16 protein-coding genes and 1 riboswitch are annotated in these 16,665 nt (G+C 42.0%); of the genes, 14 read left to right on the forward strand and 2 right to left on the reverse strand.

Features of this window, described 5'->3' with window-relative positions; genetic code table 11:
- Both KHB02_RS01795 and KHB02_RS01800 read left to right on the forward strand, forming a co-directional pair.
- A partial coding sequence (locus tag KHB02_RS01795) for an MDR family NADP-dependent oxidoreductase (RefSeq protein ID WP_241113665.1) occupies positions 1-482 on the forward strand: 482 nt, incomplete at its 5' end.
- Between the two features lie 165 nt (positions 483-647).
- On the forward strand, positions 648-1,316 hold the full coding sequence (locus KHB02_RS01800; RefSeq protein WP_213145365.1) for a phosphatase PAP2 family protein: 669 nt from the start codon (positions 648-650) through the stop codon (positions 1,314-1,316).
- A gap of 29 nt (positions 1,317-1,345) precedes the next feature.
- Here the strand turns inward: KHB02_RS01800 and KHB02_RS01805 are convergent, their stop codons facing one another.
- Positions 1,346-2,677, reverse strand: a complete 1,332-nt coding sequence (locus KHB02_RS01805) for a solute carrier family 23 protein (protein WP_213145366.1) — start codon at positions 2,675-2,677, stop codon at positions 1,346-1,348.
- Positions 2,678-2,859: 182 nt separating this feature from the next.
- Between KHB02_RS01805 and KHB02_RS01810 the strand changes: the two genes are divergently transcribed.
- From KHB02_RS01810 to KHB02_RS01865, 12 genes are all read left to right on the forward strand, one after another.
- Positions 2,860-3,837, forward strand: coding sequence for a Rieske 2Fe-2S domain-containing protein (locus KHB02_RS01810; protein WP_213146026.1), 978 nt, complete (start codon positions 2,860-2,862; stop codon positions 3,835-3,837).
- A gap of 131 nt (positions 3,838-3,968) precedes the next feature.
- Positions 3,969-4,868 carry a formyltetrahydrofolate deformylase gene (gene purU, locus KHB02_RS01815; protein WP_213145367.1) on the forward strand — a complete coding sequence of 300 codons (900 nt, stop codon included), beginning with the start codon at positions 3,969-3,971 and terminating at the stop codon, positions 4,866-4,868.
- 118 nt (positions 4,869-4,986) lie between these two features.
- The gene (locus tag KHB02_RS01820; RefSeq protein WP_213145368.1) at positions 4,987-5,124 is read left to right on the forward strand and encodes a hypothetical protein; all 138 of its coding nucleotides are present in this window, start codon (positions 4,987-4,989) and stop codon (positions 5,122-5,124) included.
- Between the two features lie 38 nt (positions 5,125-5,162).
- A complete protein-coding gene (locus KHB02_RS01825; RefSeq protein WP_213145369.1) occupies positions 5,163-5,306 on the forward strand; it encodes a hypothetical protein in 144 nt (47 codons plus the stop codon).
- Between the two features lie 126 nt (positions 5,307-5,432).
- Positions 5,433-6,434: an LLM class flavin-dependent oxidoreductase gene (locus KHB02_RS01830; RefSeq protein ID WP_213145370.1), complete on the forward strand. Its 1,002-nt coding sequence runs from the start codon at positions 5,433-5,435 to the stop codon at positions 6,432-6,434.
- A gap of 293 nt (positions 6,435-6,727) precedes the next feature.
- The gene (locus tag KHB02_RS01835) at positions 6,728-7,171 is read left to right on the forward strand and encodes a hypothetical protein (protein ID WP_213145371.1); all 444 of its coding nucleotides are present in this window, start codon (positions 6,728-6,730) and stop codon (positions 7,169-7,171) included.
- Positions 7,172-7,304: 133 nt separating this feature from the next.
- Positions 7,305-7,757: an OsmC family protein gene (locus KHB02_RS01840; RefSeq protein ID WP_213145372.1), complete on the forward strand. Its 453-nt coding sequence runs from the start codon at positions 7,305-7,307 to the stop codon at positions 7,755-7,757.
- Between the two features lie 86 nt (positions 7,758-7,843).
- Positions 7,844-8,043: riboswitch (cobalamin riboswitch) on the forward strand.
- Between the two features lie 140 nt (positions 8,044-8,183).
- Complete coding sequence (locus KHB02_RS01845) at positions 8,184-10,472, forward strand: ribonucleoside-diphosphate reductase subunit alpha (RefSeq protein WP_213145373.1); 2,289 nt, start codon at positions 8,184-8,186, stop codon at positions 10,470-10,472.
- Between the two features lie 15 nt (positions 10,473-10,487).
- Complete coding sequence (locus tag KHB02_RS01850; protein ID WP_213145374.1) at positions 10,488-11,525, forward strand: ribonucleotide-diphosphate reductase subunit beta; 1,038 nt, start codon at positions 10,488-10,490, stop codon at positions 11,523-11,525.
- Positions 11,522-11,974 (forward strand): flavodoxin domain-containing protein, encoded by a 453-nt coding sequence (locus tag KHB02_RS01855; RefSeq protein WP_213145375.1) that lies wholly within the window; start codon positions 11,522-11,524, stop codon positions 11,972-11,974. Before KHB02_RS01850 ends, KHB02_RS01855 begins: the two co-directional genes overlap by 4 nt.
- A gap of 163 nt (positions 11,975-12,137) precedes the next feature.
- Positions 12,138-13,826 carry a bifunctional metallophosphatase/5'-nucleotidase gene (locus KHB02_RS01860; protein WP_213145376.1) on the forward strand — a complete coding sequence of 563 codons (1,689 nt, stop codon included), beginning with the start codon at positions 12,138-12,140 and terminating at the stop codon, positions 13,824-13,826.
- Positions 13,827-14,014: 188 nt separating this feature from the next.
- A complete protein-coding gene (locus tag KHB02_RS01865; protein ID WP_241113666.1) occupies positions 14,015-14,941 on the forward strand; it encodes a DMT family transporter in 927 nt (308 codons plus the stop codon).
- Positions 14,942-15,048: 107 nt separating this feature from the next.
- Here KHB02_RS01865 and KHB02_RS01870 read toward each other — a convergent pair whose 3' ends face one another.
- Positions 15,049-16,371: a M14 family zinc carboxypeptidase gene (locus KHB02_RS01870; RefSeq protein WP_213145378.1), complete on the reverse strand. Its 1,323-nt coding sequence runs from the start codon at positions 16,369-16,371 to the stop codon at positions 15,049-15,051.
- Between the last annotated feature and the right edge of the window lie 294 nt (positions 16,372-16,665).

Genomic DNA, 16,665 nt, shown 5'->3' on the forward strand with positions numbered 1-16,665 from the left:
CAGGCGGAGACGATAAATGTGCGTATTTAACCGAGGAACTAGGTTTTGATGCTGCGATTAACTATAAAACAGCAGACAACCTTCGCAAAGCATTGAAGGAAGCCTGCCCTAACGGTGTCGATGTTTATTTCGACAATGTTGGGGGTACTGTAAGCGATGCGGTGATGTCCTTAATTAACTTCCAGTCAAGGACCGCCATTTGCGGACAAATCTCTCAATATAATGCGGATAAGCTGCCTATCGGTCCAAGAGTGGCTGGTCAGTTGTTGACAACCAGTTCCTTGATGAAGGGCTTCATTGTTTCTGACTATGCCCAGCACAACAAGGAAGGCTTAACACAGCTAACCCAGTGGGTAAGGGAAGGAAAAATCAAATACCGTGAAACGATTGTCGAAGGCTTTGATAACACTGTAGATGCCTTCCTAGGACTTTTCCGCGGTGACAACATTGGTAAACAGCTGGTGAAAGTGGCTGAGGAATAAAGAAGAAAAGAAGTGTCCCTTTTGGGGCACTTTTTGTGTTTAGTCCGGAGCGGGTATAAAACGGTATTAGAAGTAACAAACAAGTTGCCTATTTTACCCGAAGCTTTATGATATAAACAGAAATAGGGTAAAATAAAGGAAATTTTATCTGTGAGGTTACCAGTAATGAACTTGAAGTTTCAGCTAACACGTGCATTCATCCTAAGTGTCATCTCCCTTGCAGCCTTTGCTCTGATGGCTACGCTTATCGAGGCTCATAAGATTGTCCAATTTGATAGCACTTTAATAAGTTCGGTTCAAGGTCTTGAGTCACCTGCGTTAACAGCCATCATGAAATTTTTCACCTTCATCGGGTCGACAAAAATAGTGGTGATTCTCAGCCTCCTTATTATCTTCTTTCTCTATAAGGTGCTGCACCATCGGCTAGAACTGATATTATTCATTGCCGTGATTGCGGGAACCCCGATTATCAATTCCATATTAAAATCAATCTTTCACCGGGCACGGCCCGAATTCCATCGCTTGATAGAAATCGGTGGTTATAGTTTTCCGAGCGGGCATGCGATGAATGCATTTTCTGTATATGGAATACTTGCCTTCCTGCTTTGGAGACATATTGCTACCAGAACAGGCCGCATACTGTTGATTATTTTTAGTACCATTATGATTTTGATGATTGGCATCAGCCGTATCTATTTGGGTGTTCATTATCCAAGTGATATTATTGGCGGCTATTTTGCGAGCGGGTTTTGGATGACAACAGCAATCTGGTTTTTCCAATGGTATGTAGAAAGGAAGCCGCAATTAAAAGGCAGACAGCTGAAAAGGACGTAAAAAAACGGGTGGCGCGCCACCCGTTTTTTTTATGCTACAACCTCAGTCGTTTTGCTCTTTTCTGTCTTTTCTTCAGGAATCAAAAGGTTCAAAAGAAGTGTCGCTAACGCCCCAACTGTCATGCTAGAAGAAAGGATATAGTTAACCCAGTCAGGTGCACCCGCTAATGCCTCTTTAGGCAAGATTGTTACTGCAATGGTTAAAAGGATAGGGATCCCGATAATCATCATATTTCGATCGTTGATGATAATTGGCTGAATCACCTTCATGCCATTTGTCACAATTGCCACGCAGACAATTCCGAAAATTCCATTGATAACTGCTTCAGGGATACAAGTAATTACTGTTGAAAGCTTTGGAACTAGACCAAGGCAGATTAGGATTCCGCCGCCCGTCATGATCGCCATTCTGCTTGCTACACCAGTAATCGCCAATAAGCCTGCGTTAGAAGAATAACCTGTCATCGGTGTGCTGCCAAACAAGGCTCCGATAAAACAACCAAGACCTTCACCAAAGGAAGCACGGTTAAGGCGTCTTTCATCCAATTCCTGTCCGGTAACAGTGGATACTACAAACCAAGTTCCTGTTGTTTCAATTAGAATAATGAAATAAACAAAAGCAACAGTAATAATAGCGCTAAGATCAAAGACCGGCTTTCCAAACGGGAAAAAGGATGGGAGTGAGAACCATGCTGCTTCCTTTACAGGTGAAAAATCTACCTGCCCAAAAATAGCGGCAGCAATTGTACCAATAGCGATTGCTAGTAAAACAGAGACGAGACGGAAAAAGGTTCCAAATCCGTGCATTTTACGACCCAATAGCATGCAAATGACTAGTACCCCTGCAGAAATCGCTGCAATTAAAATGTTCGTGCCAATTTTTCCTTCGGCATGATAGATGCTGTTCATTCCCACTGGCATTAACGAAATCCCAACAATGATGATTACCGTTCCCCCTACAAGCGGCGGAATAAATTTTTTCACGGCTTTGGCAAACCATTTTAGTGGATAACCGAGAAGGGAAATAAGAATGGCACCGGGAATCAAACTTCCGGCAATGGCCCCTAAGCCAAGCTTTCCGCCAATCGCGGCAATGGCGCCGATCGGAACATAAGAAGGACCTTGGACGACAGGAAGCTTAATCCCGAAGCCTGTTTGGACGATGGTCGCTATTCCAGTTGCCAGGAAACACATTTGGATAAAGAAGGATGTGTTTTCCGTACTTAGTGAAAGTAATCCTGCGATAATGATTGGCGCTATATATAAATCCATCGCCAAGACGTGTTGCATGCCTAAAATAAGGGCTTTGCCAAAACTTATTTTCTCATCTACACCTACAATAATATTATTCTGTTTTTCCAAGGATAAATCCCCCTCGTTCGTATTCAAAGGTATATTCAACTAGATTATATAGGAGTATTCACAAAATGTACACAAAAAAGACGAACGTTATTTTAAAAAAATAAAATTTTATTCGTGTTTTTATTGACCTTTGAGCTCGCTGTATATAGAATAAAGGTGAGTTGAAAGACAGGAGGAATACAATTTTGGTAACTGATAAGGTATTGCAGGAAGATTGGCTGGTCGCTTGCCGCTCAAGCGATGTAGGGGAGAAGCCGATTCAAGTTATATTAATGGGCGAACGGATTGCCGTATTTCGGACAAGTGAAGGCGTTCATGCATTTAAGGACCTTTGCATCCACAGGGGTGCAGCCCTTTCACTTGGCGAAGTGAAAAATGACTGTCTGGTGTGCCCTTACCATGCGTGGGAATATAATACGAGCGGAGAATGTGTTTCTATTCCACAATTGCCGGAAGGTCGTGCTATTCCTAAGAAAGCCAAGGCTATTAAATATGCTTGTATCGAGAAGTACGGATTCATTTGGATCAATCTTGCCGATAACACTCCGGAGCTTTTTTCCTACCCGCAAGCGGAGGCAGTAGAATACCGCAATGTTATCTGGGGACCTCAGGAGGTAGCAGCAAAGCCACCGCGGATTATTGAAAACTTTTTAGATGTTGGCCATTTGGCAGTTGTCCATGAAGGATACTTAGGAGATACTAGCCACCGGGAAATCGGTGATTACCAGGTGCATTGGGAAGAAGATCGCATCTATTCAGATGAGATTGCCATTTACCAGCCGGATCCGGATGGATCGGGGATACCTAAATATGTTTATTACACATATGAAATTCTACGGCCATTTACCGTACTTTTTACGAAAAAGGATAGGGAAACGAATCAAGAAATGACGATTCTATTAACGATTCGTCCGGTCGATGAAAACAAATCCATTGCCTATGGAATTCTTTCTTTTAACTATGATCCAGGTTTATCTGATGAAGAAATCGTCCAGTTCCAAAATTTGATTTTTGCACAGGATAAGCCGATTGTTGAAAATCAAAAGCCAGAGGAGCTGCCGCTTGATCTGCAGGTGGAGCTTTCACTTGTGTGTGACCGTATGAGCATTGCCTATCGGCAATATTTAAAAAACCTTGGCGTAGTGCTGGGGACTGCTTAAGAACAAATTGGGAGGCCGAACCTTAGGGGTGGCCGCCTTTTTTGTTTTCTAGTAATTTTAGAAGTGACAAAGCCTCACTTTAAATTGTATAATAATTCACAATAATTAAAATGAGGGTTGAGGTAGCTATCATGAGTTCGTTTTTTAAAAATCAGCTAGAACAATTTCAAGAGAAGAATCAAAATCGCGGCAGGCTATTAGTCAGTTGTCCGGATCAACCTGGTATTGTGGCCGCCATTTCGCAATTTTTATTTTCCTACAATGCAAATATTATTGAGTCAAATCAGTATTCTACTAATCCAGAGGGCGGGCGTTTTTTCATCAGAATTGAATTTGAATGCCCCTCTTTAAAAGATAAAGCTAAGGATATGAAACAGCAATTTGTAGAGATAGCTGCGCAGTTTTCAATGGAATGGAGCTTTAGACCAGTTTTTGAAGTGAAAAGAACGGCGATTTTTGTGTCAAAGGAATTGCACTGTTTGCTTGAACTCTTATGGGAATGGCAAAGCGGTGATTTGTTGACAGACATCGCTCTTGTCATCAGTAATCATGAAGAGGCTAGGGATGTGGTCGAAGGACTGAATATTCCGTTCTACTATATTCCTGCTAATAAAGACATTCGTGCGGAGGTTGAAGCCAAGCAACTGCAGCTCCTCAAAGAACATGATATTGATGTCATCGTGCTGGCCCGCTATATGCAAATTTTGACACCAAACTTTGTGGCTGCTAACCCGAATAAAATTATCAACATCCACCATTCGTTCCTGCCAGCCTTTATTGGAGCGCGGCCGTATGAACGGGCATATAGCCGAGGTGTAAAATTAATCGGGGCCACCTCCCATTATGTGACCAATGATTTGGACGAGGGGCCAATTATCGAGCAGGATATTGCCCGGGTTGACCACCGTTCGAATGTGGAGGCATTAAAGAAAATCGGCCGTTCAATCGAGCGGAGTGTTTTAGCGCGTGCAGTCAAATGGCATTTAGAAGACCGGGTTATTGTCCATCAAAATAAGACGATTGTCTTTTAATTCGTAGTTATCTATTCTTAACAGCCATCCCGTGATAATGGATGGCTTTTTTTGCGTTAGTCTGGAAGAATGAAGCATTCAATTCAGTTCATAATAAGAACGAAAAGGAGTGATTTTCATGGATAAGAAATATAACACAAACGTTGATGCAACGGTGGAATTAAAGAAGGCACTCAATAAAACCAAGCCGCCGCAAAACCGGATGAGCGAAGCGGAAAGAAGAATGAAATATGGCGAAAAGGGAAAAGAAGTTTAAACTTACCTGAATCCTATAAAAAGTAGAGGTGAAAAGATATGGCAGATAAAAATCCAATTGAGTACTCAGGAAAGGTATTAGATCAAAGAAATACTCTAACCGGTCCTGATGATTCAGGAAAACCAGACTATCCTAAACCACCGAAACATGTTTCGATTCAGCAGAAGAATAATAACGATTAATATGAAGATAAAGGGTGTCTGTATGTTATGACACCTTTTTCTTTTTACATAAGCATTTAATTTTTGTTCCTAAACTGTCATTGTTACTATAGTAGTGTATCTGTTTAAAGAAAGGACTTATAAATAATGACAAATATTCATATACCAGTTTCCGTATTAAACCTTGCCCCAATTCGAGAAGGACAGGATTCGAAACAAGCGATTGAAGCAATGGTGGATTTAGCACAGGCAGTTGAAAAAATGGGATATAAACGCTATTGGATTGCGGAACACCATAATACCCCGACGCTGGTCAGTTCTGCGACGGCCATTTTAATAAAACATACCTTAGAACATACAAATGAAATTAGCGTGGGCTCGGGCGGGATTATGCTCCCGAACCACTCCCCTTTGGTAGTTGCTGAACAATTCGGAACGATGGCAACCATTTATCCGGGGCGGGTTGAACTTGGTCTCGGCCGCGCGCCTGGAACAGACATGATGACAGCAAATGCACTAAGACGTTCGAAAAATGATTCTGTCTTTACGTTTCCTGATGATGTTAAAGCGTTGCAAACGTATTTTGGACCTGAAGACCAGCAAGGTTATGTCCGTGCATATCCTGGGGCAGGAACGAATATCCCAATTTATATTCTTGGTTCCTCGACAGATTCTGCTTACTTGGCGGCAAGTCTGGGACTTCCATATGTTTTTGCCTCCCACTTTGCGCCAAGATACATGGAGGATGCGATTTCGATTTATCGCAGCCGGTTCCAGCCGTCTGAGTATTTGGATCAGCCATACATGATGGTTTGTTTAAACGTGGTTGCTGCCGAAACAGACGAGGAAGCAAGTTTCTTATCAACTACGATGCGGCAATTTTCCCTAAATGTTGTTCGCGGTTCCCGCATGCCATTGCAGCCGCCGGTTGAAAATATGGAACAAATTTGGACTCCAATGGAGAAGGAAATGGTGATGTCCATGTCCAGAATGACGATGTTGGGAAGTAAAGAGACCGTCCGGGAGCAGTTGTCAGCATTTCAGGAAAAATATAATGTGGATGAACTTATGGCTGTTACCTATATCTATGATGTTGAAAAACAAAAACGGTCGTATGAGATATTAAAGGAAATTGTGGACGGGAAATAGGAAATAAAAAGCGCAAATATCTTGCGGGTAGCCGCAGCATATTTGCGTTTTTTTTTATAATCAAATTTGTAATAGAATAATGGAAAAATGTGAAATTAGGAGGTGGTACACAAAATGTCATTAAAAAAATGAGAATGCGGAAAAGGTTATGTTTCAAATAAGAATTTTTTGCGACGTATTTCTTGCTAATATTACGATTTTTCAAATATAAGTGTAAAATAAAGATAGGAAAAATACTCCATTTTGATTCGCCATACGATTTTTCCAAATCAAAACGAAAGAAGATGGAGAAAATGGACAAAACGAAGGTTTTATCCAACATGGCCGGAACAGTGTTGACATTGGTCGGGATTGCGGCAATTACGGTTGGACTAGGGCTGATTGTGGCGCCCGATGGAGATGGTTTCAAGCTATCAGTTGAGCTCTTGAAAAATACTCCATTCAGGGACTATCTCATTCCCGGTATCGTTTTGTTGACAGTGATTGGAGTAGGCAGTTTATTGGCGGCAATTCCAGCATTTAAGCTTCATCGGTTCGCAGGAGCAGCGACCTTGCTGCTTGGCTTGGCACTCGTCCTGTTTATTGTGGCCCAAGTCTATTGGATTGGTACAGGAAGCGGCTTATTGCCGATTTTTATGATTGTTGGGATTGTGGAGATGGGCTTAGGAGTTTTGATCATGGCAGTGGATTCTAATCATCAAATGTTCCACCGCCATCATAATCACCATGCACATTAAAGGGAAGATTGGAGGAATTTTACATTGAAAAGTGTAAGATTCCTTTTTGTCATTTTTTGCAGGGTTTTCGGAATTTTTGTTGAAAGGTTAATAAGGATGGTTTCATAAAAAATGATAAAGGGGTACTTGCAAAATGGAAAGTTTTCACTTTAAAGTAAATGGCAGCTGGCAGGGAGATCGGAATGGGAAGGGGCATATTCAGACAAACGGTGGTCTTGATATCGCTGTTTCGGCACCGGCGGATATGGAGGGTCCAGGAATCGGTTCAAATCCAGAGGAGCTGCTTATTTCTTCTTCCAATAATTGTTATATGATTACACTAGGGGCGATGCTGGGGAATCGAAAAATTGAGGTAGAAAAACTCGAGGTTGTTTCTGAGGGGGTTGTCGACAGGGAGGACGGTAAATTGAAGTTTAAACAAATTATCCATCGCCCAGTTTTTTATATTAGTAGTGACTCTGGAATCTCTCCAGAAAAATTGCAAGAGATTGCAGTTCGAGCTGAAAAAGCTTGCTTTATTTCGCAAACATTGCGGCCGAGCATCAATTTTTCAGTTGAACCAAATGTTGTTGTTGATGGAAAATAATACTTGACCAAAAAATGGGCATGTACTAATATTGATATTAGTTTTTCTATATGTTGTTTGATTTGTAAAAATGAAAACTATATATTGTGTTAGCCTTAAGGGAAGATGCCGAACACGGCTTAATAGGGAATCCGGTGTGATGCCGGAACTGCCCCCGCAACTGTAAATGCTGACGAAATGAGCAAACCACTGTATAAGAATGCTTATGAAAATAGGTGCTTATACGGGAAGGGCTTAGAGTAGAGTGATGCATAAGTCAGGAGACCTGTCTTTCTTAAGATGTTTCAACTTCTTCGGGGATTGAGAAGAGGAAACGACGGCAACAAAAGGAAGACATGGCCCGGTTATTCCCTTTTGTTGTGTGCTCGTTTCATCCGCTCGGTTCTCGCCGGAGCGGATTTTTTATTTTTTTAGGAGGAAAGTGACATGACCACACAGGTTAAGACAGAAATAAAGGAAGTATTTGAGACGATTAGGCAGGCATCCGATAAATACGGAGTGGATACGATGGAGCTGCAAAAACAAATCATGGAGCTGGATGGGTCAGCATTGGAGGCAAATCAGCAGGGATTATTATATGCAGTCAACAAAATTGCAATGGACCAGCCGGATTGGACTTTTGTTGCGGCCCGCTTATATTTGTATGAACTCTATATTCATGCAGCAGAGAATAGAGGCTATGATTCTTCACTAAAATATGGGGATCTACACAGCTTAATTATACATTTAAGTAGTATAGGGATTTATTCTAGTGACCTATTAAATCTATATACGAAAGAGGAAATAGAGGAATTAGCGAAAGAGATTAATCCTGAGCGGGATGAGTTATTTAATTACATAGGGTTATTCCTATTGGCAGACCGTTATCTAGCCCGGGACCATAATCGAAACATTTTCGAACTACCGCAGGAACGTTTCATGATCATTGCCATGACAATCATGAAATACGAGAAAAAGGGCGTGAGGATAAAACTGGTAAAAGAAGCTTACTGGGCATTGAGTAATTTATATATGACTGTCGCTACCCCAACCTTGGCGAATGCCGGAAAAAGCTTTGGCCAGCTGTCCTCCTGCTTCATTGATACGGTGGACGATTCCCTTGATGGCATCTATTTAAATAACTGGGACATTGCTCGGTTAAGCAAAGATGGCGGCGGGATTGGGATTTACTTTGGAAAGGTGAGGGCATTAGGCTCAGACATTAAAAAGTTCAAGGGTAATTCCTCCGGTGTCGTGCCATGGGTTAAATTGGTCAACGATACCGCTGTCAGTGTTGATCAATTAGGCCAGCGCCAGGGGGCAATTGCTGTTTACTTGGATTTGTTTCACAAGGATCTAATGAACGGGTTCCTGGATTTGAAAACGAACAATGGGGACGAACGCCGGAAAGCACATGATATTTTTACAGGTGTCTGCGTGCCGGATCTTTTTATGGAAAAACTGCAGGAGACCGATGGGAATGGCAGAAGCATCGGCGAGTGGCATACCTTTTGTCCTCATCAAGTGAAGCAGGTGATGGGCTGGAAAGATGCCGCTGGAAATCCCCTAGGGCTAGAGGATTTTTACGATGAAATTGATCGGAAATATTTTAAGGATAAATATGAAGAGGCTGTTAACCATCCGTTATTGCCGCGAAAAACGTATAGGGCTATGGATATTATGGCGCGAATCATGATGGTGCAATTGGAAACGGGGACGCCGTATATGTTTTACCGGGACGAGGTCAACCGGCAAAATCCCAATAAACATCTATTAGGAAAGGGCCGCACCTCGATTTTCTGCAGCAACCTTTGTACGGAAATCACGCAAAATATGTCGGCGACGAAAATTGTTAACGAATACCAGGATCAAGAAGGAAATATAGTAATTGTTCGAAAACCTGGTGATTTCGTGGTATGTAATCTATCGTCTATTAATCTTGCAAAAGCAGTCCCGGCTAAGGTAATGGAGCGTTTGGTCCGTATCCAGGTCAGAATGCTGGATAATGTCATTGATTTAAATACCATTTCGGTAGGACAGGCGCAGCTGACGAATCAAAAATTCCGGGCTATCGGTCTCGGTACGTTTGGATGGCATCATCTTTTAGCGTTGAAGGGGATACACTGGGAATCGGAGCGGGCTGTTGAATTTGCGGACGAGCTTTATGAGGAGATTGCCTACTATACCATTCGTTCCTCAATGGAATTGGCCCGTGAAAAAGGAGCTTACAGTCAGTTCCATGGTTCGGAGTGGCAGACCGGAGAGTATTTTGAGCGTAAAAATTACCGCTCTGAACGGTGGCTGGAGATAAAAAAGGAGGTAGCTCAGCACGGGCTCCGGAATGGCTGGTTGATGGCCATCGCTCCGAATTCATCAACAGCTAAAATTGGAGGCTCAACCGACGGTATTGACCCAATTTACTCTGTCGAATTCGCGGAGGAAAAGAAAAACTTTAAGTTTAAAGTAACAGTACCGGATTTGAACCATCGAACGTATATCTATTACCGCCGGGCGAGGCACGAGCTCGATCAGCATTGGAGCATTCAACAAAATGCTGCCCGCGCTCGCCATATTGACCAAGCAATCAGCTTTAACCTTTATGTCCGACATGATATCAAGGCGAAAGAACTGTTAAACCTTCATATGGAAGCATGGAGGCAGGGGTTGAAGACGACGTACTACGTTAGAAGCACATCGCAAACGGAAATCGAGGAATGCGAAGCTTGTCATAGCTGACAGGAGGAAATAGAGATGAAACTTTTGAAAAAAATTAAACTTTTGAATCCAGAGTTTCCCAATAAGTCAACCGGCATCATCAATGGCCAGTCGTCGGGTTTGCTGAATTGGAATGATATTGCTTATCCACAGATGTATGATTTATATCAAACTTTGTTATCTAATTTTTGGAAAGCGCAAGAGATCAATATGCAGGATGACATTAAACAGTGGGATCTGCTTAGTGAAACTGAAAAAGATGTGTTTTTGCGGATCAATACGCAGCTAGCATCACTAGACAGTCTGCAAACACCAACGATGACACAAGTAATGGATTATGTGACCGATTCCAGCTTTAAAGCAATTTTTGCAGTGATTGCCCAGCAAGAGGCAATCCACAATGAATCCTATTCGTATATTTTGAGCTCGCTAGTTCCGTTAAGAGAGCAGAATGAGCGGTTTAATCAGGCGAAAAGTGACCCGATTGTACAAAAAAGGAACCAGCTGATTTTAGATGCGTATGAACGATTTCGTGAAAAGCCCACAGCACAACATTTATTTGAATTAAGTGTAAACTCAATTAACCTCGAGGGAATCTATTTTTATGCGGGCTTTGCCTTTTTCTATCATTTGGCAAGACAGCAGAAAATGCTGAAAACGAGCACGATGATCAGCTATATTCAGCGGGATGAAATGCAGCATGCCTACTTCATGGCCCAGTTTATTCGGATTCTATTAACTGAAAACTCGGAGCTGTTTACCCAAGAGAATATGGACTATGTCTATCGAACGATTGGACAAGCTGTTGCGCTGGAAAAAGAGTGGGCTTCATTCATTTTGAAGGATATTAACGGGATTGATTTGGGCGAATACGAAGAATACACGGAATACCTTGCCAATAAGCGCCTGCGTCAGCTTGGCCTTGAAAATTTATACAAGGATAGGACCAATCCGATGCCGTGGATCCATGTGTATAGTGATGAAATGCTGAACGGAACAAAATCTGACTTCTTTGAGCAGAAGCCGCGGACCTATTCCAAAGTCACCCAATCAAATGGGTTCGATGAGTTATGAAAATAGCCATCATATATGCTTCAAAAACAGGGAATACGGAGGAATTAGCCTATTTGCTGTGGCGTTTATTTTTACAGATAAATAGCGATACAGCCTTATTCCGTGTCGACCAATTTCCGGTTTGGGATTTAGCGAGGTTTGATACGATCGTGATTGGAACCTATACGTGGGGAAATGGGGAAATCCCATATGAAATGATGGAACTGTACCGCGCTTTTGAAACATTGGAGGTCAGAGGTATGATCACGGGGGCGGCAGGGACTGGCGACAGCGGGTACCCAAGGTTTTGCGGGGCAGTTGATGAATTCAGGGATATGCTTTATGTTCAGACGAACTTGGCGGCCACTCTTAAAATTGAAGTGATTCCGCAGGCGAAGGACTTAGAGCGATGCAGGAAGTTTGTGGATAGTATATTGCAACGAATAAACCAAAAAATTGCTTTAGGTTAGTAATAAAAGAAATGCGAGGATTTAAAAAGTTCTCGCATTCTTAGATTTAATTTTAGTCCTATCTGAAAAGGAAGGAAATTCCTTGGGAAATTTGCTAGAATAAAAGTGGTGTAATATTTCATACGCCAAGGTAAAAAATTTATATGTATAAAGAGGGAATTGGATGAAAGTTCAAAAAACGCTTTACCGCAAGTTTTTCTCTGTATTAACTGCCGCCGCCATGATGACAACCGCTACTGCTGCACTTGCAGCCCCTAAAGAACCCCCTGCACCGTCAGTAAAAGCACAAGCAAATGCCTTCTATGAATCTACACTACATAATAAAGACAAAAGCAACTATACGTTGACTATCATGCACACCAATGATACCCATGCACATTTAGACAATATTGCAAGAAGGATAACCGCTATTAAACAAGTGCGGGAAGCACATCCAAGTTCACTTTTATTGGATGCTGGGGATGTTTTTAGCGGCACACTTTATTTTAACAAGTATGAGGGATTGGCGGATCTAGAGTTTATGAATCTTGCGGGCTATGACGCGATGACATTCGGCAACCATGAGTTTGACAAAGGAACTGCCACCTTGGCGAATTTTGTGAAAGAGGCAGGATTCCCGTTTGTCAGCGCCAACGTTGACTTTAAAAAGGATGGAAATATAAGCCCGTATTTTAACGATGAAATAAAAAACAATCCCAAGCGAAATGGCGAAATTTACAAAGGTATTATTAAAAAGGTAAACGGGGAGAGAATCGGGATTTTTGGATTGACGACTGCCGAAACCGCGGACATCTCCAGCCCAGGCCCTGATGTGGCATTTCAAAATTATCTAGAAGAAGCTAAACAGGCAGTCAAATCGTTTAAAGAAAAAGGCGTCAATAAAATTATTGCATTGACACATATCGGGTATGATGATGGCGGCGGAGATAACGACCTGACGTTAGCTAAGGAAGTTGATGGGATTGACGTCATCGTCGGCGGGCATACGCATACTAAACTGGAACAACCGGTCGTGGTAGATGCCGGCAAGGAGCCAACGGTCATTGTCCAGGCCAATGAATACAGCAAATTCCTAGGGACACTGGATGTTCAATTTGATAAAAAGGGAAAAATCATAAGCTCCGGAGGCAAGCTTGTTGATCTTAGTCAAGTGCCAGAAGATCCGGAGGCGGCACAGATACTCGAAACTAAATACAAGCCAGCTGTAGTAGAAATGCAAAAGACCGTGATTGGTAAAACAACCGTTGATCTAATCGGCGGCAATCCGCCTGCTCGAACAGTTGAGACCAATCTGGGTAACTTAATTACGGATGGAATGCTGGCCAAAGCAAAAACAATCAATCCTGATACCGTCATAGCTTTCCAAAATGGCGGCGGGATTCGGGCCACGGTGCCTGCGGGGAATATTACCTTGGCGAATGTATTCGAAATTATGCCGTTTGGAAACTCGCTTGGCATCATGAAATTAACGGGTGCGGAAATTAAAGAGGCTCTGGAAATTAGCGTGAAGGACGTACCGAAAGCATTTGGCGGCTTCCTGCAAGTATCCGGTTTGAAATTCACCTATGACAGCAGTCAGCAGGCAGGTCAGAGGGTGAAATCAGTCGAGGTTAAAGAGGATGGCGTTAATTATGTTCTTGTTGACCCTAATAAAACTTATGTCGTTGCCACGAACACCTTCACCGCAAAAGGTGGAGACGGTTTTACTGTTTTCGCGAAAGCGTACAGTGAAGGCCGTGTCAGCGAGCCGGGATATGTGGACTGGGAAACCTTTACTGAATATGTAAGCGCCCAAGAAGATAAAACCGTCAGTCCAAGTTTGGAGGGGCGCATCGTGAATCTGGCAAATTAATTGCTGGACGTATTTGTAGGCTAAAAAAGAAATCCAGAAAAACTATGTTAATACAGTTGGGAATTTTACTTATGGTAAGATTCCCCTTTTTATGTAAATAATATAGAATTCTAGCAATAAAAATACGTTTCGTGTCACGAAACACCATGCTATAATGGATAACATGATTATAGTAATTGGAAAGGTTCGTGTACATCCTTATGAATGTCGGCCAAAATAAAGCTTTTATCAGCTTGTTTTTAGTCTCTGTCTTTTGGGGCTGTAATTATCCAATCAGTGCTTATTTGCTTCAAGGGTTTTCCCCTGTTTTCTTATCAACTGTCCGGATTTGTATAACATCGCTTTTTCTGATTATAGTTGCGCTCTTTTATAAGGGAATTAAGCGCCCGACAATCTCCGAATGGAGATATCTTGTTGGTGTCGGAATTTTTGGGACGCTGCTGAACCAAACGTTTTATTTTACCGGCTTGAAACATACTACGCCGGCCAATGCGTCATTAATCATTTCGCTGGCACCGATTGCGACAATTATCCTCGAACGGATTATTTTTAAGGTGAAATTAACAGCTAAAAAATCTTTAGGGGCTATCATCAGTTTGATTGGTGTTTTTTCAATTATTGGGGTTGCCGGAGGATCATTAGGAATCTCTTGGGGAGATTTTAATATTTTTATAGCAATGATTTGTTTGTCGATCAGTATTTTATTTATCCGAGGCTTATCCCAAACCATGCCTTCTTTTGTGGTCACGGTTTATGCGACCGTTTTAGGGAGTGTCTTAATGATTCCTGCTGCAGGGGTGGAAGGGATGGTGAGCGGGACTGCCATCAGTCATTCTGTCTTCATGTGGTCGTTGCTAATTTTTGCAGCGATATTTGCCCAAGGAATGGCCGGCTTTTGGTGGAACAGCGGGGTGGCACAGGTGGGAGCAGGAACGGCTTCCATGTTCATGAATATTCAGCCGTTTGTCGCCATTCTTGCTTCTCATTTTATATTGGGAAATCACATTTTGCTGTCACAAATTTTCGGCGGGTTATTAGTGTTACTGGGAGTGTTTATTGCCAATATGACGGGTAATAAATCAATGATGGTTGCAAAAGCTGGGAAAAGTATCTGACTGAAAAATAATTTCCTTTTACAAAAACATCTGTGCAATCATAGCTTATGATAGAAAAAAAAGAGCAGCGATTATATGAATCACTGCTCTTTTCTTGCTTACTTTTCTTAAAAACCTGTGTCAGCGTCTCTAGTTGTTGGGTCAGAAATCCGGTTGGATGCTTCCGGAACGGCGTCATAAATCGTCGGGTCAATGTTTTTAATCGAGTCATCCGCAAGACCTTTAAATACTTCATATAAAGGCACTTTAACGGTTTCCTTTAACATACCAGACTGTTTTTGTCCAAGAGTCTGGCTCTGACCTTTGATTTCAATTAGCATAATCGCAGTGTCATTTAACGCGAATGCCCCTAATGCCGTACCAGGCAAGTTCACATCCGGATATTTTTGAATCGCTCCATAATGGGAGAAGCCGCGTTGCAAGGCCAAGTAGGAAAGGGCGTTTACTTGCTTGCCAAGCTTAAGGACGTTTTTGTCCACTTCATAGTGTGTTCCAGTGAAAGGATCGGTATATGGATCTGCAACCACTGCCGCAATTTGTACAGGAACGGAGCGGTTGTCTTCATCGGAAACCGTGTTAAAGCCACGATGGTGGACGTCTACATATACGTCTGGTTTAAATTCTTTAAACACAGAGGAAACGGTACGAGCCTCAGCCGTTACGAAAAATCCACCGAAATTGCTGTTATTTGTTGTTCTGTTGTTTAAAAATTCAGCGACCTTGGCTTTGTCTTGGTCTTCAATTCTAAAGTCCAGATTTGGGTTGTAGTCGCGATTTTGGTCATAGCCAGGAATTCCGTATACCACTGTGCCATTATTATTCTGTGCACGTTCACTGCCCACGGAATTGTAGTACCATGGTGCTTTTGTACCGGACGGTAATTGAATATTTTCCGGAAGCCATGTTTGATGTGTATAGCGGGTTGGATACCATTTTCCTTCAAATGTGTTATCGGCACCTTCTGGATTGATGCGCGGCATAATCCAGATTGATACCTTATCTAGTATTTCGTCTACTTCCTTGCCTCCGCTTGATAGTTTTTGGATGATATCAATGGCTGCTTCGGTGCCGATTTGCTCGTTGCCGTGGATTTGTGTAGTGATAAGGATTCGTTTCTTATTTTGGTCCGCGTCACCAAACTTCACAACATATAATGGATCGCCCTTTTCTTCTTCGGTTTTGTAACCATCAAGAGTCCAGTTTGAATATCCCGCAATCTCCAGCTTCATTTTTCCTTTTGAAGAGGCTTCGAGTTTTTGAAGCGTTTTGGCTAATTCTTCATTGGACATGTAGCTCGATAGTGAGATGTTTTGCTCGTTTTCTACATAAGGTCCGTTTGGATTTGATTGCGGCTCAGCAAGGGCTGTAGAAGACACCGCCATTGTAAGAGCCATTGCCGTTGGAATGACTAGCCTTGAAAATTTTCTCATCAACACTTCCCCCTAATAATTATGTAATCCCGGATTTATCCTTTATGTATAATAAATGTTTCGGGACTCTAATAAGATAATAAACTAAAAATATCTGGAAGTTTAGGTAAAAGTTGGTAAATTTGTAAAATTAAATCTTTTGTTCTAAATAAAGTAATAGAGTGTTTCTATCGAACTATATTTTGATTGGAAAAGGATAGGAGTTTTGCCTTGTTTTAAAGAATACATATTTTAGGGTGTTACTGATTCCAGGCTAGACTCGAAATAGCCTTCAGGAGGTATTTGTCCTTCCAA

It is taken from the genome of Neobacillus citreus (genome assembly GCF_018343545.2).
In the GTDB taxonomy this organism is placed as follows: domain Bacteria; phylum Bacillota; class Bacilli; order Bacillales; family Cytobacillaceae; genus Neobacillus; species Neobacillus citreus.

Bases quoted from the DNA above. Each gene is read 5' to 3' on its own strand.
- KHB02_RS01870 (WP_213145378.1), bottom strand. From the start codon at position 16,371: ATGAGAAAATTTTCAAGGCTAGTCATTCCAACGGCAATGGCTCTTACA.
- KHB02_RS01840 (WP_213145372.1), top strand. From the start codon at position 7,305: ATGGAAAGTTTTCACTTTAAAGTAAATGGCAGCTGGCAGGGAGATCGG.
- KHB02_RS01845 (WP_213145373.1), top strand. From the start codon at position 8,184: ATGACCACACAGGTTAAGACAGAAATAAAGGAAGTATTTGAGACGATT.
- KHB02_RS01835 (WP_213145371.1), top strand. From the start codon at position 6,728: ATGGACAAAACGAAGGTTTTATCCAACATGGCCGGAACAGTGTTGACA.
- KHB02_RS01825 (WP_213145369.1), top strand. From the start codon at position 5,163: ATGGCAGATAAAAATCCAATTGAGTACTCAGGAAAGGTATTAGATCAA.
- KHB02_RS01855 (WP_213145375.1), top strand. From the start codon at position 11,522: ATGAAAATAGCCATCATATATGCTTCAAAAACAGGGAATACGGAGGAA.
- KHB02_RS01850 (WP_213145374.1), top strand. From the start codon at position 10,488: ATGAAACTTTTGAAAAAAATTAAACTTTTGAATCCAGAGTTTCCCAAT.
- KHB02_RS01830 (WP_213145370.1), top strand. From the start codon at position 5,433: ATGACAAATATTCATATACCAGTTTCCGTATTAAACCTTGCCCCAATT.
- KHB02_RS01800 (WP_213145365.1), top strand. From the start codon at position 648: ATGAACTTGAAGTTTCAGCTAACACGTGCATTCATCCTAAGTGTCATC.
- KHB02_RS01820 (WP_213145368.1), top strand. From the start codon at position 4,987: ATGGATAAGAAATATAACACAAACGTTGATGCAACGGTGGAATTAAAG.
- purU (WP_213145367.1), top strand. From the start codon at position 3,969: ATGAGTTCGTTTTTTAAAAATCAGCTAGAACAATTTCAAGAGAAGAAT.
- KHB02_RS01860 (WP_213145376.1), top strand. From the start codon at position 12,138: ATGAAAGTTCAAAAAACGCTTTACCGCAAGTTTTTCTCTGTATTAACT.